7 protein-coding genes are annotated in these 23727 nt (G+C 58.2%); 6 read left to right on the forward strand and 1 reads right to left on the reverse strand.

Going from position 1 to position 23727, the window contains the following annotated elements; translation table 11 throughout:
* Window positions 1-111 precede the first annotated feature (111 nt).
* The 3 genes from ACR0NE_RS20490 to ACR0NE_RS20500 are packed head-to-tail and all read left to right on the forward strand — an operon-like array spanning window position 112 to window position 18434.
* On the forward strand, window positions 112-8079 hold the full coding sequence (locus tag ACR0NE_RS20490) for a SpvB/TcaC N-terminal domain-containing protein (protein WP_170598473.1): 7968 nt from the start codon (window positions 112-114) through the stop codon (window positions 8077-8079).
* 28 nt (window positions 8080-8107) lie between these two features.
* A complete protein-coding gene (locus tag ACR0NE_RS20495) occupies window positions 8108-15055 on the forward strand; it encodes a neuraminidase-like domain-containing protein (RefSeq protein WP_170598470.1) in 6948 nt (2315 codons plus the stop codon).
* 19 nt (window positions 15056-15074) lie between these two features.
* A complete protein-coding gene (locus tag ACR0NE_RS20500) occupies window positions 15075-18434 on the forward strand; it encodes a Tc toxin subunit A-related protein (RefSeq protein ID WP_170598467.1) in 3360 nt (1119 codons plus the stop codon).
* A gap of 23 nt (window positions 18435-18457) precedes the next feature.
* Here the strand turns inward: ACR0NE_RS20500 and ACR0NE_RS20505 are convergent, their stop codons facing one another.
* Window positions 18458-19987 (reverse strand): sulfatase-like hydrolase/transferase, encoded by a 1530-nt coding sequence (locus ACR0NE_RS20505; protein ID WP_170598464.1) that lies wholly within the window; start codon window positions 19985-19987, stop codon window positions 18458-18460.
* A 375-nt stretch (window positions 19988-20362) separates the two neighbouring features.
* Here ACR0NE_RS20505 and ACR0NE_RS20510 point away from each other — a divergent pair, with 375 nt between their 5' ends.
* Genes ACR0NE_RS20510 through ACR0NE_RS20520 form a run of 3 tightly spaced genes read left to right on the forward strand, consistent with a single transcriptional unit; the run spans window position 20363 to window position 23617 of the window.
* Window positions 20363-21166: an inositol monophosphatase family protein gene (locus ACR0NE_RS20510; RefSeq protein ID WP_170408817.1), complete on the forward strand. Its 804-nt coding sequence runs from the start codon at window positions 20363-20365 to the stop codon at window positions 21164-21166.
* A 4-nt stretch (window positions 21167-21170) separates the two neighbouring features.
* A complete protein-coding gene (locus ACR0NE_RS20515; protein WP_170598462.1) occupies window positions 21171-22871 on the forward strand; it encodes a Na/Pi cotransporter family protein in 1701 nt (566 codons plus the stop codon).
* A complete protein-coding gene (locus ACR0NE_RS20520) occupies window positions 22868-23617 on the forward strand; it encodes an N-formylglutamate amidohydrolase (protein WP_170598459.1) in 750 nt (249 codons plus the stop codon). Before ACR0NE_RS20515 ends, ACR0NE_RS20520 begins: the two co-directional genes overlap by 4 nt.
* The last annotated feature ends 110 nt before the right edge of the window (window positions 23618-23727 follow it).

Below are 23727 nucleotides of genomic sequence, written 5' to 3' on the forward strand. Positions count from 1 at the left end.
GACAATCGCCGATCCCATCTGATTGCATTGACCCAGCGGTTTCCGATTGCTTACCCTACGTAAAGCACCCCTGTGGCGCTGATATTTTTATGACGAATTTATGGTGGCCGAATGTTAGGCTCCACTGCCATTTCCCGACCTCAAAGGTCGGAAGCATCCGCCATTTCAGGTGACAATGGCGCCAACAAAGATGTGCTGTCGCTTAATCTGCCGAAAGGCGGTGGCGCGATTTCTGGTATTGGTGAAAAGATTACCTCGAACCCGGTGACCGGGTCTGCGTCCTTGACGATTCCGGTTCCTGTCAGCCCCGGGCGCGGTGGTTTCACACCAGAGTTGCAACTGAGCTATGAGGCTGGCACCAGCAGTGGCACTTTCGGCTTTGGATGGTCACTTTCGCTGCCCGAGATCACGCGCAAAACGGAAAAAGGCCTGCCCCAATACGACGATGCAGCCGGATCGGATGTCTTCCTGATTTCGGGGTCTGAAGATCTGGTGCCGCTGCTCGACTCTCAGGGGGTACAATGGGAGGATCGCGCGCGGTTTCCAGGTGTGACCATCCACAGGTTCCGCCCCCGGATCGAAAGCACTTTTGCCCGCATTGAGAGGTGGACAGACGAGGCGACGGGTATCGCGCATTGGCGTGTCACGTCGCGCGAAAACGTCACTTCGATCTATGGCGCGTCAGGCCTATCAAGGGTGGCAGACCCGAACGACCCCGCCCGTGTATTTCGCTGGTTGTTGTCCGAGACCTTCGACGACAAAGGCAACGCCATCCGATACGAGCATGTCGCCGAAGACGCAGTTGGCATCGATCAGGCGCAGGCGCACGAAGCCAATCGGTCCCGCACAGCCGAGCGGTATCTGAAACGCATCCGCTACGGCAATCGAGTCTCTCGTTTGGTTGATCCGGATGTGAATGCAGGTGGATGGCTGTTCACGGTCGTATTCGATTATGGCGAAGACCACCTGTTGCCAATCGCACCTGATCCCAACGTGGCGACGGATGCACAGCATGAGCTTGTCCATGCATCCTCTGATCCCGGCCGAAATTGGCAAGTGCGCCCAGACCCCACATCAAGCTACCGCGCGGGCTTTGAGGTTCGGCGCTATCGCCGCTGCCATCGAATTCTGACCTTTCATGATATCCCCGACTTGCCGACGGGCGAACCTGGCTATCGCGGTCTCGTGAAGGCAACTGAGTTTTCCTATGACGATTTCACCCCTCCCGGTGCTGACACAGATGACGAGCGTCAGCACCCCGGCAGTACGCGCTATGGCTCATTCCTCATGGCGGTCGCGCAGTCGGGCTTCGCTCTGGACGATACTGTTGCACCACGCGATGTGAACGGTGCCACGTTCCTCGCCTACAGACGACAGGCAATTCCGCCGGTGGAATTCACCTATAGCCGGGCCGAGGTGAACGATATTGTGCACGGCCTTGACCGCGAGCAGACCGAAGGTGCTCCGGCCGGACTTACTGATCCGGCAAACTGGGTTGATTTGGACGGTGACGGTGTTGGTGGAATACTGACCTCGACCCCGGTTGCCTGGCATTACACTCGCAACCTTGGACCAATGAATGGCACGGCGCGCTTTGCGGCCCCCGTGCTGGTTGCCGAACGGCCTGCATTTGCTGAGTCAGGTCAATGGATGGACCTTGCCGGGGATGGTCGCCCGGATCTGGTGGTAATGGACCGGACAACCCCGGGGTTCCACGAGCGCGACGCGCAATCAGGTTGGTCCGACTTCCGCGCGTTTGAATATTGGCCACATGTAGATGCGTCCAATGACAGCATGAAGATGGTTGACCTGACAGGCGATGGCCTTGCAGACATTCTTCTGACCGTGGACACCGCTTTTGTCTGGTACCCCTCCGAAGGCGAGGCCGGGTTTGGCCCCGCGCGCAGGCAAGCGCAGCCATGGAACGACGCTGACGGACCCCGACTTGTGTTTTCCGATCCGGAGGCTGCAATATTTCTGGCGGATATGTCCGGCGACGGATTGTCTGATCTGGTTCGTATCCGCTGTGGTGAAGTCTCCTATTGGCCCAATTGCGGATATGGGCGTTTCGGCACCAAAGTGGCGATGGACGACGCGCCACAATTTGATCGCCCCGAAATGTTCGACCGCAGCCGCCTGCGCCTGACGGATATCGACGGCTCGGGCACCACCGACATTGTCTATCTGGGTGCAGAAGGTATCGACCTCTATTTCAACATGTCTGGCAACCGGCTTGCACCGCGTCGACGCCTAGGGAATGTGCCGCCGCTTGATACCGAAACTTCGGTTGATCTGCTCGATCTATTTGGAACGGGCACCGCCTGTCTTGTGTGGTCCTCTACTTTGTCCCGCGACGCAGGTCAGCCACTGCGTTACGTCGATCTGATGGGCGGACAAAAACCGCACCTCATGACCCGATATGTCAACAATTTCGGTGGCGAGACCGAATTGCGCTATGCCTCGTCGTCGCGGTTTTACCTGCAAGACCTTTATGAAGGACGTCATTGGGCCACGCGCCTGCCGTTCCCGGTGCAGGTGGTTGATCGCATCGTTACACATGATCGTGTGGCGCAAACCCGGTTCGTATCTCGCTTTGCCTTTCACCATGGTCATTTCGACGGGGTCGAGCGCGAGTTTCGCGGGTTCGGCATGGTCGAACAATGGGACACCGAGGAATTCGCAGCGCTCTCGTCAGATGCGCTGGGGCCACTGGCATCAAACGAAGACCCGGCATCTCATGTTCCGCCTGTCCTGACCAGAACATGGTTTCATACCGGCGTGTATCTCGACCAAGGTAGTCTGCCCGATGTCTTGGCTGGTCTGCTTGATGGGCAGGATCGTGGGGAATACTGGCGCGCATCCGCTTGGCGTGACGACGATGTTGAAGCGCGGCGGCGGCTTTTGCCCGACACGGTGTTGCCACCCGGATTGACAACCGAAGAAACACGCGAGGCTGCGCGCGCGCTTCGCGGCACGGTGCTGCGGCGTGAAACCTATGCGCTCGATGGCAGGGCGGAGCCCGGCTATCCCAATGGTCACCCCTATCAGGTGGTCGAGCAAACGCAGACTGTGCATTTGCTGCAGTCCCGTGGACTCAACCGTCATGCCGTGTTTCTGACCCATGCCCGGGAAAGTCTAACCGCGCATTATGAGCGGATCCCCGATGACCCGCGCCTTCAGCATCAGGTCATACTGGAGGTTGACCCGTTTGGGACTGAACTGCGCCGCGTCGATGTCATGTATGGCCGGCAAACACCTGATCCGACGCTGATGCCCGAAGATCAGGTGCGTCAGGCGCAGTTACATGCGGTATTACACACGCGGCGCGTCACGGACCTGATCGCGACAGATCAAACCTACCGCGCCCCGGTGTCATGTGAAGAACAAAGCTTTGAGCTTACCGGCTTAAGCCCAGCGCCGGGTACGCGTTTGTCCTTTGATGAGATCGAGACAGAGGCGAACGCTGCAGCCGATCTTGCTTATGAAGCGACCCCAACCGCGGGTCAGGTGCAGCGTCGTCTGATCGAACACCGCCGTCAGTACTTCAGGGATGATACGCTGACCGGCCCACTGCCGCTTGGCCAGATGGGCAGTTTGGGGCTTCTCCATCAAAGCTTCCAACTGGCCTTCACGCCGGGTCTTGTCACGCAGGTTTATGGAGGCCGCGTTGGTGCGGCCGAGATGGCGCAGGCGGGATACACCGAGATTGACGGCGACGGCCAGTGGTGGCGCCCATCGGACCGTCAGCTTTTGTCGCCCTCAAGCGGTGATACGCCCGCGCAAGAGCTGGCATTTGCACGACAGCATTTCTTTCGACCACATCGCCTGCGGGACCCGTTCCATCAGCCTGCGACACATACGGAAACAACAGCCCGCTATGACGCTTTCGACCTGCTGATCGAGGAAACGCAGGACGCATTGGGCAATCGCATGTCGGCAGGGGTACGCTCGACCGGTCCAGCTGGCGCAATCACCGAACGCCGACAGGATTATCGCGTTTTGCAAGCCTCGGTATTGACCGATGAGAACGGTAATCGCAGCGAGGTGGTCTTTGACGCCTATGGCCGCGTGACCGGCATGGCCCGAATGGGCAAGGTCGATGGGCCCGACGAAGGTGACAGGCTGGATGGCTTTGATCCGACACTGGTGCCTGCAGCACGCACCCAAGTGCTGACTAATCCGCGTGGACCTGAAGCTCTGGCAGCACTTGGGCGCGCGACAATGCGTTATGTTTATGATCCCTGGGCCTATTATCACTCTCGTGGGGATCCTGTCCCATCACCCGTCATCGGTCTTTCCCTGCATCGAGAGGTTCACGACAGTGATCTTTTGCCGGGTCAAACCACCCCGTTCCTGGCCGAACTTACCTTTACAGATGGGATGGGGCAGGAAATTCAACGCAAGATTCAGGCCGAAGACGGTCCGGTCCCAACGCGTGATGGCTCGGGGAACATCCTGTTGGGTCCTGATGGTCGACCGGTTATGTCCGCATCGCCGTCGCCACGCTGGGTCGGTACCGGCTGGAAAGTGCGTAACAACAAGGGCAATATTGTTCGACAGTTCGAACCGTTCTTCACAGATCGCCCGACCTATGAGTCCGACATCCGCATCGGTGTAAGCCCAATTTTCTTCTACGACGCATTGGGCAGAGAGATCGGGATTTTGAATCCCGATCATACATGGAGCAAACACCGGTTTTCTGTTTGGGACCAGACGACATGGGACCCGGGCGATACTGTACTGATTTCGGATCCCGCCCAAGACCCCGATCTTGGCGACCATTTCCGACGGTTGCCGCAGGTTGCCTATTTACCCACTTGGCACGCGCTGCGCACTGATCCGGCGCAAGCGCAGGCGTTGGCTACCCGTTTCCCCGATCCCGAAGACCGGCAGCGCGCCACTGAGGCTGCATCGAAATCGGCGCTTTATGATGACACACCGATGCGGGCATTGGCGGATACCCGTGGTGCGCTGATCGCGCGCCTCACCACGAACCGCACTCTCTACAGCAACACGGCCCCGGGCACCCTACCGACCGAGACACTCCACCGCGTTGCGACCGAAATCGATATCGAAGGCAATACGCGCCGAACCTGGGATGAGCTTGGGCGCGAGGTTCAGCGTACCGCTTTCGACATGCTCAGCACCGCCATTCGGACCGACAGTATGGAGGGCGGTACCCGTTGGCGGCTATCGGATGTAAATGGCGAAACGGCGTTTACGTGGGATGCGCGCGACCACCGGCTGCGCCACGAATTCGATGTATTGCGCCGACCCATCGCCACTCATCTAAGCATCAATGCGGGTCCTGAGCTGCGGATCGATGAAACGATCTACGGAGAATCGCTGCTGACGCCCGAAGCCCTGAACCATCGCAAACGCATTGCGATCAGCCGCGACCAATCCGGCACGATGGAAATTCTGGCCCATGATTTCAAAGGCAACCCAATCCGCAGCCAGCGGCAACTGGCGCAGGAGTTTCGCACCACGCTCGATTGGGCCGCACCCGTGGCGACTGAGCCCGAGATTTTCTCAGGGCAAACCCGCTTTGACGCGCTGGACCGTCCGGTCCAACTGGTGCCGCTGCAACCGCAAGGGCCGGGCGCGCGCATCCAGGTTGTGCAGTACCGCTATAACCCGTCCTCGCGGCTTGATCGGGTGGACACCTGGCACGCACGACCCGCGGCACCTGACACTTTGTTGGATCCCGCCACTGCAGATCATGCCGTGGTCTCAAGCATTGCATACAACCCTTGGGGCGACCGCGACCGCATCACCTATGGCAACGCGGTTGAAACAGAAATCCTGCATGATCCGTTGACCCGTCTCACCGAACGCATCATCACCCGGCGCGATGCAACCGGATTTGGCTCGGACTGTCCGACACCGCCAGTTGCAGGCTGGCCAGGATGCCACTTGCAGGCGCAGCACATGATCTACGATGTGTCTGGCCACGTGACCCACATCCGCGACAGCGCGCAACAGCAGATCTTTTTCCGCAATCGCCGTGTTGATGCCTCTAACGACTATACGTTTGATGCCCTGCATCGTTTGATCGAGGCGACGGGCCGCGAACATCTTGGCCAGCAAGGCGGCGCACCCGGTGCCCACAGCTATAACAATGCCGCGCGAACCCGGCTGCCACACCGCAGTGATGGTTTCGCCCTTGGCCGGTATCTTGAGCGTTTTCACTATGACATTGCGGGCAACTTGATTGAGATGCGCCACCGGGGCTCTGATCCCGTGGCGCCCGGTTGGACGCGGACCTACACCTATGGCGAGGACAGCGATCTGGCCGCGGGGGTATCCTCGAACCGCTTAAGTCAAACATCGGTCGGTGCCTTGAATGATATCATCAGTCAGGGCGGTGACGGCTATGATGCGATGGGCAACATGCTGCGCCTTTCTCATCTCGATCAGATCGCATGGGACCACGACAACCAACTGCGCATGTGCCGCCGTCAGGCAGTTGGACCTGATGATGCGGACGGCCTGGCGCACCAAGGGGACCGCACTTTCTTTGTTTACGCCTCTGACGGGACCCGCATCCGAAAAGTGACAGAAACCGCTGCAGGAGCCATCCGTCGCGAGACGATCTCGCTGGGCGGGTTCGACATTATCCGCGAACCGGGTGCAAACCCGCGGACCCGAGAGACCCTGCATGTGGGGGACGAAGCTGGCCGTATTGCATTGGTTGAGACGACGATCACCGGTGGAGCGGTCAGCCGCGTCATTCGTTATCAGCACAGTAACCATGTGGGCAGTGTGGGGATCGAACTGGACGAGAACGGCAATGTTCTGTCTTACGAGGAATACAGCCCCTTCGGCAGTACCACCTATCAAGGCGTTGCCACCGCTGGCCTAGGTCCGAAACGTTTTCGATATACCGCGATGGAGCGGGATGCCGAAACCGGGCTTAACCATCATGGTGCCCGCTATGCCGCCCCTTGGCTCGGCCGATGGATCAGCGCCGATCCCATCGGAATTGAAGGTGGGCTGAACCTTTATGCTTATGCCTATAACAACCCGGTAACGCTCAACGATCCCGAGGGCACTGCGCCGCCCACTGTGCCCAACGGAGGCCTTGAAGTTGCATCGTTGCAGAAGGGTCTTGAGACGCTTGATGCGCTGGCGACTCAGGTCAGGAACACCGAAGGCAGCGTGCAGGAGTTTGCCCTTATCAAAGAGAACAACACGTTCAAGATATTGAAGGGCACGGCCACCAAGCCCGAGGTCTCGATTCCAAAGGGAACGACGGCTATCGCACACACGCACCCGCCCACTGCCATGGTTTCCTTTGCAGACGTCAACACCACCCATGCCCAGGGTGTGAAGGTCGCCGGAGTCCGGTCTCATCTGGTGGCGCATGGCAACGGCAATTGGACGCTGATCGAGATCCCGAAACAGGGAAACGGAATGTTGACCTCATTCGACACCAATACCGGCATGATCAAGGGCACCGTGCAAGTCTACCGCCCGGGCGCTGCGCCCGATACTGCGTCGATGGTGCAAAAAGTCGACACCATGAACATGGTGAACAAGCAAGGCAAAATCACCTCAATCTCCAAGCTCGCCAAAGCAATGCGGGGTAGCAAGGCAGTGTCGCAGACCCTGTCCGGGGGCCGCGCCATCCTAGGGGTCATGGGCCGTGGGCTCATGGTGATCGGTATGGCGGCCAGCGGCATTCAGGTTGGCACAGGGATCACGCAAATCGCCGAAGGCGAGACCGGCGTGGGCACTGCAAATGTGGTCGAGGGCACGGCCTCGGGCACTCTCAACGTGGTCTCGGTGTCGGGCAAGCTCGTCACGGGTGGTGGTGCCGGATCGGTCCTTGCCGCCGGGCTCGCAGCTTTCGGCTCAATTGCACTGGCCGGAACCGAAGCTCGCTCCGCAATCAAAGGCGAAAAAACCGCCGCGCGCGAAGCGGCCGATTTTTGGGTGGACGAAATCGATGCAGGCCATCGTCAGGGTGGCGTTGGCGGCTTTTTCCGACGGTCCGCTGGTTACCTTGGCCTGGGCGCGGCAGGCACGATGTCGATCCTGCAAGGCCAGGGCATCAAAGGCCATTTGAAATGGTGAACGCAGTTGTCAGAAAGGGTACCTCCTCATGACCAAAGTTACGCATCCGCTAAAGCCCAGAATGCGCCGCGCTACGGTGGGCGATCTGCAATCCGCTTTGCTGGCACTGCTGCGTGAAGGCTTGCTGCTGGCCAATGATATCAGCGCGCGCCGAGCGCTGGCCGATATCGTGTCGCGCGAAAAGGATGGCCGCACACCGACCTACGGAAAAGGCACCACTGAAGCCGTTCGCCTGTTTCAGAAAGAGGCCGATCTGTCCCCGACCGGCAGTGTCGATAAAAGGACGGCGGCTGTGATTAACGATCTGGTCGCTCGACTGGACACACCGACGGATTTTGGCACCTACCGTGTCAGCGGTCGCGTCATAAGTGCGCAAAGTGCGGCTGTTGATGGCCTTGCTGTTGTTGTTGTCGACAAAGGTGTCGGCGGCGACGTTGAACTGGGGAAGGCTACAACCGGTAAACGCGGTGCCTTCGAGATTGTGTTTACCGGCGATCAGATCACCAAGCGCGGCAAGGATGCACCAGACCTTCAGGTGCAGGTGCGTTTGAATGACGATGTGGTTGCCGCTTCGGCGGTGGAATATGACGCTGGACCGGATTCCGAGCTTTCCGTGGTTCTGCCTGCTGAAAGTGCCGCAAAACTGTTGTCAGAACACGCCACACTGACCAAGGCGCTCTCTGGTCAGTTCAACGGTGCCTTGTCGAAACTTGAAGAAAGCGACACCCGTCAGGACATCACATATCTGGCCAATAAAACAGGTTGGGACGCGCGCGCCGTGGCATTGGCGTCGCTATCCCAACAGTTGTCTGACAAGACCGCTGGACGGCGTGGTCAACGCATCGACTCTGGCCTGTTCTATGCGCTTTTACGTGCAGGTGTTCCCGCCGATGACACCGCGGTTTTCCGCACGCCCCCTGCTAAAGTGGCGCAAATCTGGAAATCCGCGCTGGATGAAGGATTGATCGACGCCAAACTGGCGGATCAGATAGATGCCTCCCTTGCCCGATTTACCGAAGTTTCCGCGCGCGTGCGGCTGGATACGCCCCCTCCCGGGGCTTTGGCCGGAATGCAGCCTTTGCTTGCACTTTCGCTGACGCGGGATGACGAGCGTGAAACTTTTGCCGCGCTCCATGCGGCGCATGGTGATGATCTCGATACATTCTGGACCGAGGTAGAGGGTAAGTTGGGTCAGGACAAAGCCACCCGTTTGCAGACCGATGGCAAGCTTGCCTATCTGACGCTCAACAACTCCAAGCTGGTCGAACGCTTGCACCGTGACACCAATGGCGATGCGGACGGTACGTTGGGAGGCCTAGTGAAGGCGGGTTTTCATAAAGCCGATGCCTGGGCCGCGATCATGGATGATACCGACCCCGTGCCAGAGGCAGTTCAGGGCCGGGATGCCGCCGAAAGACGCGCCAACTATGCAGAATTCATGGCCGCTCAGGTGCGGCTGTCTTTCCCGACTGCGGTTGTTGCGGAAATGGTCCGGGCGCATGAGACGCCATTGGTCGATACAGGGCTGTCGAATAACGTGCATGGTTTCCTCGCAAAACATGCCGATACCTTCCAGATAGGTCAGCAGCCCGTTGCGCGCTTTATTGCAAAAAATGCGCTGGACGAACCGCCAGAAGTGGTGCGCGAAATCTCACGCATTCAGCGGGTCTATCAGATCTCACCCGACGACAGCAGTATGAATGCCATGCTGGCTGCAGGGTTGGATTCGGCCTATGCGGTCGTGGCGCTGCCACAAGATGAGTTCCTGCGCGCCCACAAGGCCGTTCTGAACGAGGCCGTCGCGATGCAGATCTACCGCAAGGCTGAACAGGTCCATGGAGCGGTTCTGAATCTGGCCACCGCCTATATGACTCATCGGATGATGCCAGCGATCGGCCCCAGCGTGGGCGCTGCTGACGGATTTTTGAACCCTACCCCGGGCGGGTCGGACAATTTTGGTGATGTGCTCGCATACTCCACATTAGAAGAGCTTTTCGGTTCGATGGATTATTGCGGATGCGAGCATTGCCGGTCAGTCCTCAGCCCCGCAGCCTATCTTGTTGATCTTCTGCTGTTTCTCGATCGCCCCGCGACCGAGATTCCCAACGGCTTCACCAATCCACTTGATGTGTTGCTTGATCGGCGGCCTGATATTCAACACCTGCCTCTGACTTGCGAAAACACTCTGACGCCTGTGCCATACATCGACTTGGTGAACGAGGTGCTTGAGCATTTCGTTGTCAATGGCATGTCTTTGGGTGGATATCAGGGTCATTCGACCGATGGTCAAACACCGCCTGAAGAGTTGTTGGCCAGCCCTCAATTTGTACGCGATGCCGCCTATGCCACGCTGGCCCCCGCCCAATTCCCTGCCCCCCTGCCGTTTGACCGTTCGCTGGAGGCACTGAAGGCCCTGTTCAATCGTTTCGACGCGCCTTTACATCGGGTTATGGCTGACTTGCGTTCGTCAGACGCGCTGGACGATGCACCGTACGGATGGCGCGACATCTGGCTGCAGCGCTTGAACATCTCGCGCGGTCTCAACGCCGTCCTGACCGAAAGCGTGGCGGTTGCCGGGTCAGCGCGACCCGATCTGACAGTGCGTTCGCTTTATGGTTTTGATGCGGGTGCCAGCGCAGCCGAAGTGCGTGATGGCTTGGAAAGCGTGCGCGACCTATGCCGCCGTACCGAGATCACGCCGGTTGATCTCGTGAACATCCTAAAGACTGAGTTCGTGAACCCCGGAGCCGCGCTGGTCCCGAAGCTTGAGCATCTTGGCCTGGGCTTCGACGATATCCGGGCCTTCCGGGACGGCGCGATCAACTCCGCAGAACTACAAAGCCGGATGGCGGCAGGGGTCGAGCCTGAACGCTTTGGCGGTGATGTCGAGGCATGGTTGCTTGATGACACTACTTTCGACCGGATCATGGGTCTGATCGTGCTTACAAATCCGCAAGACCCGTCGGATATGTGCGACCTAAGCGCGCTTGAACTGCGTCACCCAGACCCTGATCCGCTGTCCAACCGCCTTGAATGGAATGACTTTATCCGGATTAACCGGTTCGTCCGTCTGTGGCGTGTTCTGGAACTTAGCATTGCCGACACGGATGCTATCATCTCGGCGCTTTATCCGACGAACCAGATGCCAGACGGCGCCGACGCGCAGGTAGACCTGGCTCGCATGGACGCCGGCTTTGCCGAGCTCCTGCCACAGTTGGGCATCGCCATGTCGGCCCTTGATGCGCTGGAGCTAAGGCCCGAGGACGCGCTGCGCCCGATCCTGGCCCTCTTTGGACCAATCAGCACCAATGGAACCGCCGCGCTATTCCGTGAAATGTTCCAGCGGCCTGCTCGCGAAAACCCCGCCTTTGCCGAAGATGGTTTTGGCGGCGTGCTTACAGACCCTGCGGCCCTGTTGCTGCCCGAGGTTGAAACATTGCGCGCGGCCTTTTCATTGACGGGTCCGGAATTTAACCGGATCGTTGCTGTTTTGGGGTTCGATGACACGACACCCCTGACCATTGAGACGGTCAGCGCAATCTACCGTCGCGGCTGGTTGGCGCGCGCGCTTGAGCAAAGCGTGCCGGGATTGGAGCGTTTGCTGCAAGCCACCGGTCTTGACCCCTATGGCCCGCAAGACGCCACTGCACCCGCTCTGCTGACGGTTATCGATCTGGTGCATCGCCTGTCCGAGCTAGGCCTGTCGCTGGAAACAGCACTGGCGCTGCTGTTGAACCATGACCCAAGTGGCCAGACGACACCACCCGCAGAAAACATCACGACCCTGGCACGCGATCTGCGTGCAGGGTTTGCGGCGATCACCAATGACTTTGTTCTGGTGGACGATCCCGATGGCGGTATTGCCCGGTCCCACATGGCTCTGGTCTATGGGGCCGAAGCGACCGAGCAGTTCTTCGGATATCTGGAGGCCACATCCTCGGCCGAGGTTACCTATGACCATTCTGCCACTGCGCTAGAGCCGGCGATCCTGGCCGAGGCGCCCGATCAAATCGCTTATGACGATTTCCGCAAGGTTCTGGTTTTCAACGGGCTCATGTCGACCACGGTCAGAGATGCCCTGCAGGCCGTCGCCGGGACACCTGCTGCCTTCACGCTAGCAATTGACGCTTTGTTCAACGCAAGCGAGGCACAATCACAGCCATTCTTCACCCGCTTCCCCGAGCTGCTCCCGCTTCACGACGCATACCGCAGCTCAACCGCGTCAAAGGCCGAGGCCTATCGTGCCCTGCTTGAAGGAATCCTGCCGCAGCTGATCTCAAGACGGAAACGCCAGGTGGCGCTGCTGCTTCTGGTTACCGCGATCGAAGTTGAGGCTGATCTGGCAGCCGTCCTGTTCGAAAAGGCCGAGGTTCTGCATGCGGCGACTGATCCAGCCAGCTCCGCGCTTGAGGATGCCCTGATGCTCGAATCCGGGGGTCTGAGTGCTGAAATCAGCGATGGTCCGGCCCACACTGCACCGCCTGCGCGGGTCGAAACCATATCTGGCGCGATTGATTTTGCCTCCACTGGAACAGTGCTGCCAGACAATCAAACCACACCGGGTTCTACGATTTCGATCCGGTTACGGGGATATCTGGAAGCGCCTGAAAACGGATTCTTCAACATTGCTGTCGAAGCTGATGCGGGCGCGACCGTGACACTCAGCATCGCAGGCGAACCTGTTCCTCTGACCGAGGCGGGCGGCATATGGTCAAACACCAACGCGATCGAGCTTCGCGCAGGCACTTTGGTCGAAATCGCGCTGGGCGTGGCCAATGTGACCGACCGTCTGGCGTTGCGTTGGAGTGCACCGGGCCGAGGAACTGAGGTCATCGGCGCTTCGCATCTCTACCCGGCTGATCCGGTATCGCATCTGGGCGCGGCCTACCTGCGTACGCGCCGCATTGCACGGTTGTCCGAAACGCTGAAACTTGACGTCGCTGAGGTCTTGCACCTGACGACACATGGCGATTTGCAGATTGCGGGTGCGGCCTGGCCAAACAGCCTGCCCGTCAACGGTACACCCGATGATCCGACCTCCACCGCGCTGATGGGGGTGCTAACGGCGCACCTGCGCATGGCGCGATTAAAGGCGGCTTATGCCCCTGAAAATGCCCGGCTGGTTTCGATAGCCGAGAATCCAGCGGTCGCCATCGCCGACGCCGAGGCTGAGTTGTTCCAAGTCACGCGCTGGGATCCCTTGGATATCGCCGCCCTGTTGGTACATTTCGGACTCACCCCAGCCGATATTGGCGATCTGGCCGTTCTGGAGCGGCTTCATGACATCGCCGAATGGCTGGCGGCACTTGGGATTCCGGCGACAGCGCTGATCGCCGCCGCAACACCCACCCCAACCGGACCCATTGTGCGGAATTTCCGCGCCGCCCTTCGTGCGCGTTACAGCCCGGACGACTGGCTGAAAATCCTGCAACCGATCAATGACCGCCTGCGCCAGCGCCAGCGTGATGCATTGGTGGCGCATATCCTGCACGATCTGCGCGGGCGTCCGGATGCGGCGCATATCAACACGCCCGAAAAGTTGTTCGAATACTTCCTGATGGATGTGCAGATGGAGCCGTGCATGCTCACTTCGCGGGTTCGTCACGCATTGTCCTCGGTCCAGATCTTTACCGAGCGCTGCCTGATGAACCTTGAACCCCGTGTGGCTGCATCCAGCCTTCGGTCCAAGCATTGGGAGTGGATGAAGCGTTACCGCGTGTGGGAGGCAAACCGGAAAATCTTCCTGTACCCTGAAAACTGGATGGAGCCGGAATTGCGCGACGACCAGTCACCCTTCTTCCGCGAGGCGATGAGTGAATTGCTGCAGGGTGACATCACCGAGGAACGCGCAGCCACCTCGCTGATCGGGTATCTGCAGAAACTGGAAGAGGTCGCCAAGCTGGAAGTATGCGGTGTCTACCAGATCGAAGGCGATCCCGGTGCTGCAGACGACGTGTTGCATGTTATCGGGCGCACCGCCGGGGCCAAACGCAGTTATTACCACCGGACCCGTGCCTACGGCTCGTGGAGCGCGTGGGAGAAAATCCCGCTGGATATCGAGGATAATCCGGTCATGCCGCTGGTCTGGAACAATCGTCTGTTCCTGTTCTGGATCAAGATGATGCCGGAAAACACGGCACAAGGAACACCCAACGCGGGATCAGGCCCGCTGGCCGAGGTTGAGGCGTCATCGTTGATGGATGTTGATGAACCCACCTTTGACGTCAAGGTCATGCTGAACTGGACCGAACGGGTGGATGGCGTGTGGCAACCGCCGCGCAGTTCGGATCCTGATGAGCCCCTGTTGCTGCGCGAAAACGTGCCAGCCCGAGAGATGCGCAAATTCCGTAAAGGCATCCGCCTGTCTTCATTCCCATGGACCAACGGGATGCGGATATCGATCTCGTACAAGGATTGGCTGGGCGTTTCGTTCTTTATGTACAACACGTTTAGCACACCCGATACGCGCTCACCCAAGAAGGCGCCGCATTTCTTGCCGAAACGTATTACGTCGACCGGGTCAAACCGCCTTACAGCGATCTATTCCAATGACGGGATCACGCATCGGTTGCTGTCCAATAAGGCGCCCGATCAGGCCACACAGCCGCATCACCCGACCAATGGAGAAGCCTGGGAGTCGCCGTTCTTCTATGCCGACCCGCGACATGTGTTCTACGTGTCCACGAAGCAGCGGATCGTTGAAGTTGTGACCTGGCTTGATTTTGGCCGCGTGGCCGAAGTTGACCCGACAATCGATACCATGGTGCTGGCATTCGAGCCGCTTGCCGAGCAGCCCGACCGGATTGAACGGGTGACTGCAATCCCCGGCTTTGGCAGCGCCGACCTGAGCACTCTTCGTGCATTCGTGACCGAAGACGCCTTTGTCCATACAGCGCTGGGCACTGGTGGCACGGTCCGCTTTGGCGACCGCGACATCGGCCCGATGGGCAGCACCGTCCGCATGCGTCGCACTTGATCCGGAAAGGACTTTGATCATGGATACCAGCAAGATCAGCACTTACGGCTATCATCACCTGCTTGATCAGGACATTTTCGGCCCCCAGAAGATCAAGCTTATCAGCTATGAAAAACACTGGGACTACACGTTTGAAAACTTCTTCCACCCCTTCGTGTCGGAGTTGATCGAGCGTCTGAACATACAGGGTGTGCCCGGGATGTTGTCCCCGGAGTTTCACAAAAGCTTGCGCAAGTCATTCTTCAATTCCCTCTATTCCCCGCAGGAAACCGACAAGATCGACATCCATTCGTTCCCGAAGGAAATCGACACGCGGATGGGTGGGCCTTATGCCAACTACAATTGGGAACTGATGTTCCATGTGCCGCTGACCATTGCGGTGCACTTGTCCAAGACCCAACGTTTCGCCGAAGCGCAACGCTGGTTCCATCTGATTTTCGATCCGACCGAGAATGACCCCGATGTACCGGTGCCCACACGCTATTGGCGTTTCCTTGCCTTTCGCGAGGGCGAAGCCCAATCCATCGATACGTTGTTGACCCTGCTCAGCAAACCAAACGACGAATGCACCGACGCGGAGCTGGCCGAGAAAGAAGCGATCCTAAATGGGTATGAAGCGGTGCGAAACACCCCGTTTCAGCCCTTTGCAGTCGCGCGCACACGGACGATTTCATTCATGATGCACGTGGTGATGAAGTACCTCGACAATCTGATTGCCTGGGGTGACAACCTGTTCCAGCAATTCACGCGCGAAGCCATCATGGAAGCGCTGCAGATCTATGTGCTCGCCTCGAACTTGCTGGGCGACAAGCCGCAGCGTTCACCTGCGGGTGGAACAACCACGCCACGCACCTTTGCGCAGCTTCGGGCGCAAGGGCTTGATCCGATGGGCAATGCATTGGTCGAGCTTGAAGGCGCGTTCCCCTTCAATTTCACAACGCCAACAGGTGCGGGCACCAGCGACAGCGCTGCGCCGTTATTCGGTATGGCCCGCACGTTGTATTTCTGCATCCCGCATAATGAAAAGCTGCTGGGTTATTGGGATACGGTTGCCGACCGTCTGTTCAAAATCCGCAACTGTATGGATATCGAAGGGCAGGTTCGTCCGCTTGCCCTGTTCGACCCGCCGATCGATCCCGGAATGCTGGTCAAGGCGGCGGCGGCTGGGCTGGATATCGGCTCTGTCGTTTCGGGTTTGAATCAACCGGTCAGCCCCGTCCGCTCGCGCGTGTTGATCGAGAAGGCGGCGGAATTGGCCGGAGAGGTCCGCAATATCGGGTCGGCCTTGCTGACCGCCTTGGAAAAACGCGACGCCGAGGCACTTGCCCTGTTGCGGCAAGGTCACGAAGTCAGCTTGCAGAAACTGCAGGTCGATCTTCGTTACCTTCAATGGAAAAACACCGAGGCAGCGACGCAAGCCCTGATCGGCAGTCGTGGCGCGGCGCTTGAGCGATTGAACTACTACAAGCGCCTGCTGGGTCAGGAGGCTGATCCAAATGCGCCTGAAACCCTTGAGTTGACCCGTCAAACCCTGACAAAGGCCAATTTTGATGAAGCGTATGAGGCGCTTGTTGCGCAATATGACCTCCCGGTTCAGCGGCTCGAGTTTCCCGATCTTGAGCGTCCGGGCGATGGCGACGGCGCACAAACGTCGGGTCAGACCGGGGGCGGAGACCTTCACCTGTCTAAGAAAGAGGATGAAGAGCTTAATACTCTGCTGCCAATAGCCCGTGACACAACGCTGGCCAAATCGGTATTCCACTCGATTTCAGCAACCCTTACCCCGATCCCCGACCCGAAACTTGATCTGCACTATTGGGGTCTCGGCGGCACCATCGATTTTAAGGTGGGAACCGTGCTGTCCTCGGTCATGCGGATCGCGGGGGATGTTTCCGGGATGATCGCGGACTGGAACCGTGATCAGGCCGGGATGGCGGCCCGCACTGCCGCCTATGAACGTCGCGCCGATGAATGGATATTGCAGCACAATCTGGCGGCCCATGATGTGATGCAGATCGGGCGTCAGATTCTGACATCGTTGATCGCGGAACAGGCGCAGCATCGCGAATACCTGAACTTGAAGAAGGCAATCCGTCTATCAGAGCAAACCCGCGATTTCTTGCAGGACAAGTACACCAACGAAGAGCTCTATGGCTGGCTGCAAGGCGAGTTGTCAAAGCTGTATTACGAGTACTACCGCTTTGCCTTCGATACCGCGCGACGCGCCGAGCAGACCATGAAAGCCGAACTGATGCGGCCCGAGCTGGATCAGAAAACTCTGGTGCAGTTCAACTATTGGGATGGCGGTCGCAAGGGGCTTCTTTCAGGCGAGGCGCTGCTGCTGGACGTCAAGCGGATGGAGCTTGCGTATCACGAGCACAATCGCAACGAATACGAGCTGACCAAACATGTCAGCCTGCTACAAATCGATCCGCTGGCCCTGGTCAATCTGCGAAGAACAGGTCGGTGTACCTTTAAAATCCCCGAGGCCCAGTTCGATCTGGATGGGCCGGGCCATTACTTCCGCCGGATCAAGAGTGTTGCGCTCAGCCTGCCCTGTGTTTCCGGGCCCTATATAGGAACCCATGCGAAACTTGTGCATCTCAAGAGCAGCATCCGGCAACGACCGGATATCGGGGATGGCTATGTTCGCACGGGCCCCGAAGACGACCGTTTCGCCGATATTCACAGCGCCGAAAGCAATGTGTTCAGTGCGGCGCAAATGGAAACCGGTCAGTTCGAGGGCATGCCTGATGATCGCTATTTACCATTCGAAAATGTGGGCGCAGTCAGCGAGTGGCGGCTAGAGCTGCCGGCGGACCCAACGCAGGGCGATCCGCAGCAGTTCGACTATGACACGATCTCGGACGTCGTCTTGCACCTGCGCTACACTGCGCGGGATGGCGGTGGACCCGTGCGCAATGCGGCGGTTGATCATCTGAAAGCCGATATTGCGGCAGACGGGACTGTGGGCAATGTGCGGCTATTCTCACTGCGGCACGAGTTCCCGACAGAATGGGCACGCTTCCGCCGCGAAACACCACCTGCGGGTGGGCGTCACGAGCTGCGGCTGACACTCCGACCCGAGCACTATCCTTATTGGTCGGCTGGTCGCCTCACGACGTTCAAACGGTGCGATCTTTTTGCTGAAAGCAGTCTGGATGCTGCTCCGGCAACAATCACGGTGTCTGATCGTTCTGATACCAGCGACGGAGGTGTGGTTCAGGACACATTGACCCGCCGTCCGGAACTGGGCGATCTGGCGGTTGGTCAGTTGGCGACGGTTCCGTTGCCCGCAGGCCCAACGGGTGAGATCGTGCTGTTTTTCGACACCGCAGAGTTCGAGGATATGCTGATGACTGTAACGTGGGGTGGTTGACGATCCTCAGCCATATAGGAACGTCAAGGATGGCGCGGACCATCCGGTGTGATCATCCAGTTTGATAGGGTCTTGTCCATTTTCCGCATCCGGTGACGCAACATGTCGCGTGTCATGCGCGCCAATGTGGCGGCGTGTTCAGGATGTTCTGCCACGTTCTCCATCTCACCCTGCCCTTCACCGTCAAACAGCATGGGCGGAAGATCAGCCGCAAACTCAACCAATGTAAACCGGTTGTCGCGCAGGATGCTCAGGCAGCTGTCCTCTAACCCCGTTTCCAGTTCGCGTTGCCAGCGGGTTGGGTTCAGCGGATCAGCGAAGTCCAACTCCGAGAATGAATAGCGGCGCCAGTCAGCCGGGGTTGAGGATTCACTCTGAAGGAAGGGCAACAGCGAATGCCCATTCATGGAATCCGGTATTGTCTGCCCGATCCATTCGAGAATCGTCGGAACGATATCAATCGCTTCCGTGGGTGCCTCGACCCGTTTACCACGGGCTCCATCGGGCATGCGCACGATCAAGGGTGTATGATAGGCCGCATCATAAACCGACATCTTACCCCAACTGTGTCGATCCCCCAGCATCTCGCCATGATCTGCGGTGACCACCAGCAACGAGTTGTCGTACTGCCCTGTCTCTTTCAAAAACGAAACCACGCGGCCGATATGATGATCTACCTCCGTGGCAAGACCCAGATAGATCGAGCGCAGCGTCTGCACTACCTCGTCCGTCGGTTCAAGGTCCGGGAAGCCTTCAACAAATCCGGCAACCGTGCTGTTGGCCTGTGCCGGAGCGAAAAACGGATGCAACGCCTCTTCGGCCTCGGCGGTTAGTAACCGCGATGGCAATGGTAGCGAGGCAGGGTCATACATTCGGTTATATGGTGCCGGGGCTACCAGCGGTGGATGTGGGCGAATGTAGGTCAGATGTGCAAACCATCCCCTGTCATCATCCGCATAGGCCGGCATGGTTTCCAGAAACCGATCGGTTAGAAAGGCCGTGTCGCTATCCTCGGCTGCGTAGAAGGCCGGGTCATTCAGTGCAGGCTGGCCGCCATCGGGTGCGACCGGTTTGAACACGTCAATGTAGTTTTCGAACTCATATCCACGGTTTTTTAGATGAGAACGCCATGGGAATGACATCTCTAACCGCATTTCCAGCATTTCCTGAAAACCGGCCATGTGGAATTCATATGACCTGAGCGCCGGGTCTTTAGCATCAAACACGCGCGGGTCCTGTGATGTGTCGGTATATCCAAACAGCATCGGCAGATACCCTGCCTTGCGCATCTCGCTGGCAATGGTCGGTGCATCGTGGCGCAGGGGCGTGCCGTTTCGTACCGACCGGTGGTTCATCGCGTATTGCCCGGTCAGCAATGAGGCGCGCGATGGCCCGCAGGGGTTGGTAACGGAAAAGTGCCGCGTGAAAGAAACACTGTCCTCCATCAATGCGCGCATGTGAGGCAGGTCAACATGGGCCTCCAATGCCCCAAACAAACAATCCGCCCGCATCTGGTCGGTAATGATAAACAGGACGTTGTGTTTGTCTGTCATATCCCGGTGCTCCTGATCGCTGAACCGAATCTTTGGCCCTGCGCGTGTATTCCTGCCAAAACTACGCGGCGGTATTGCCTGCTTTGCCTCGGAATGGCGATACCCACCGCTCAAAAATCCACAAACGAAACCGCTAATCAACCAAAAACGGAATAATTAGGTTGAATAAGTTGTTTTTTGTGGGTTAATGTTGCTGTGCTGTGTGGGGTTTTGTGACGTTGATGCTTAAAAGATGTTGCGTAATGCAGCATCGCAGAGTGACGATACAACCGGAACACCCATGTGCAATGGCGATCCGTTAGTCATCCAGTTTACCTGTACCATGACGGCGTCTCTGAATACTGCTTAAGGCATTGCAATGAGGGACAAAAACAGATGCTAACCCCACCAAATACCGTTGCAACGCCCGAAGGTACGTCAGATATCGCGATTCACGCCGCCGAAATCGCCAATATCGCCGCGCAGGCTGCGCGCGGGTACTTTCGGGGACGTTTGGGGGTTGAGTTCAAGGCGGACGAAAGCCCGGTCACACAGGCGGACAAGGGTGTCGAGGCCGTTGTGCGACAGTATTTGGCTGAGAACTTTCCAGATGACGGTATCTTTGGCGAAGAACAGGGGTTCGAAGGTCAGGATCGGCAGAATGTCTGGATTGTAGATCCCATTGACGGCACCCGGTCATTCCTGTCGGGGCATCCGTTGTTTGGGTTCCTGTTGGGATATCTCACGAATGGTGTTCCCCGATTGGGGGTCATCGGCATGCCTGCCCTGAACGAATTTCTGATCGGCATGAAAGGTCAAGGGGCCACACTGAATGGCAAGCCTGTCTCGGTCAGCGTTACACGCCAATTGAGCGACGCAGTTTTTTTCGTCAACGAAGGCGACAAGATTTACCGGGATCATCCGGCCCTGTTTGATCGGTTGATGAATTCGGGACAGACCCGACGCTTTGCCTATGACTGCTACCCGCATGCACTGCTTGCGATGGGCCATGTTGATGCGGTCATCGATTATGATCTGCAGCCTTATGACTATCTGCCGGTTTCCGCCGTAGTTGAAGCTGCGGGCGGGATCATGAGCGATTGGGAGGGTAAGCCGTTAGGTCTGAATTCCGACGGCCGAGTCATATCGGCGGCCACGCCGCAACTGCATTCCGAGCTGCTTGATCTGGTGAACGGATAACGGAATGGCGATTGTCAGTTTCCTCATAAGTCTGGCTGGTGCAACGATGCTGCTGCTCTACGCTGTGCGCATGGTGCGCACAGGCATCGAGCGTAGCTATGGTGCATCGTTTCAGCGGGTGATGACGGGGCAGCGCAGCTATGTGCAGGCCTCGATGGTAGGGCTTACAATGGCCGTCGTCCTGCAAAGCTCGGCCGCAGTTGCACTGCTGACCTCCGGATTTGCGGCGGGCGGGATGTTGGCCTTTCCGACCGGGCTCGCGATGGTTCTGGGTGGCGATCTCGGCTCGGCGCTGATCATTCAGGTTCTGTCCTTCAAACTGGATTGGTTGGTGCCGCTACTGCTTGCGGTCGGCGGCTATCTGTTCGTCAAGACAGAGGCCAAGAAACCGCGCCAGTTGGGCCGTATTCTGATGGGTGTCGCATTCATACTGATCTCACTGCGTTTTCTGCGCGAGGCGATGGACCCAATCCGTGACAGCGCCTTTCTACCCGCCATCGCCGAGTATCTTGCGCGTGATTACATCACAGCGTTCCTAGTCGGTGGAGCGCTGGCCTTTGTCATGCATTCTTCGGTCGCTGCGATCTTGATGTGTGTGACCCTGGTGCAAATCGGGGCGATCCCGTTTGCCGCCGGGCTCTCGCTGGTGTTGGGTGCTAATTTCGGGTCCGCCTTCATCCCGGTTTGGCTGACACGCGGCATGGCCCTGTCTGCAAGGCGCATTCCCTTCGCTAATCTGGCGCTGCGGGGCAGTTGGTCAATTGTCTCGCTGTTTGCTGCCAACATGGCGCTACGAACCGGAGTATTGGGCGATCTGCAAGGCGGGCAGATGCTGGTGAATGCACATCTGATTTTCAACGCCTCGCTTCTGGTTCTGGCCCTGCCGTTCTGCGGCATGCTGCGCGCGCCATTCGAAAAACTGCTGCCCGATCCGAAAAGTTCTGAAAGCAGCGCGCAGCCCGGGCAACCGATCAGCGCGCTTGATCTCGATTCCCTCAGCAGACCCAACCAGGCCCTGTCTAACCTCAAACGCGAGCTTCTGCGGATGAGCGACATGGTTGGCTCGATGTTCCGGCCTGCGCTGGAGCTTTATCGCAGCGGCGACAAGGAGCGGATCCGGGCCATTCGGGACATGGATACTGATGTGAACGATTGCCTTTCTGGTATCCGGCAATATGTGGCGGCTATCCCCGCTGATGCGTTCGGCAAGGAAAATGCCAAGATTGCGCGGGACCTAATGGAATATGCCATTCGCCTGGAAACCGCGGGCGACGTGGTGGCCAAACGCCTGACGGCATTGGCGGATGACATGCGCAAAAAGGGGGCCGCGTTCTCGAAAGAAGGTTGGTCAGAGCTGGTCGAAATGCACGAGGGGATTGTGGCCAACCTGAAACTGGCCTCGAACGTGCTGATCTCGGACGATCTGGAAAGCGCGCGTCTGCTGAGCCTGGAAAAAACCGAAATCAAGCGGGCCGAGCGTGACAGTCGCAAACGCCACCTTAAACGCTTGCAACATGGCAGCGCAGAAAGCTTTGAAACCAGCGACATCCACCTCGAAACGCTGCGCGCCTTTCGCGAATTCAACAGTCACATCGCGGCCGTCGCCTATCCGATCCTGTATCGCAACGGGCAGTTGCTTGAAACCCGTCTGATCGAAGAAATGCCGCAGCTGGAACAGGATGTGGATACCGAGGTCAAAGGATGACCGGATCGGTCGAAATCCTGAACCAGGCGGGCGTTGGGCGCGTCGTTCTGCTGTGTGAACATGCAAGCAACCGCATTCCGGCAGAGTTTGATGATTTGGGATTGTCCGCATCCGCGCGCGTCAGCCATGCTGCTTGGGATCCGGGCGCAATGGCGCTGACACGGGCGCTGTCGATAGCGCTTGATGCTCCGGTCGTGGCCTCGACCGTCTCGCGATTGGTCTATGATTGCAACCGTCCGCCCGAGGCGGCAAGCGCAATGCCCGAGAAATCAGAACTGATCGAAGTGCCGGGCAATGTGGGCCTCGATCAATCGCAACGCGATGCACGTACCCAGGCAGTGTATGCCCCGTTCTGTCAGGCTGTTGCACAGGTTCTGGATGCGCGCGGTCCGGATACAGTCGTTGTGACTATTCACTCCTTTACGCCAGTCTATTTTGGTAAGCCGCGCGCGGTTGAACTTGGACTTCTCCATGACGAGGACAGCCGTCTGGTCGATGCCATGCTGGATCACATGGATCAGATCCCGCATCGCCGCACGGAACGCAATCAGCCCTATGGCCCCGCTGACGGTGTAACGCATTCGCTCCGTCTCCATGCGCTGAGCCGGGGGCTGGCCAATGTGATGATCGAAGTACGCAATGATCTTTTGGGCAATGAAATACAGGTTGCCAACATGTCCCGGGACATACTGGCGCTGCTTGAACCGGCGCTGAACGATATCACGATCAGGGAGGGTGCATCGTGAGCGCGACGCTGACATTTGAGCATTTGAAGGCTGAGGTTTCGTCTGGCGAGATTGATACGGTATTGGTTTGTCTGGTTGACATGCAGGGCCGTTTGATGGGGAAGCGGTTT

Source organism: Ruegeria sp. C9, assembly GCF_056537585.1.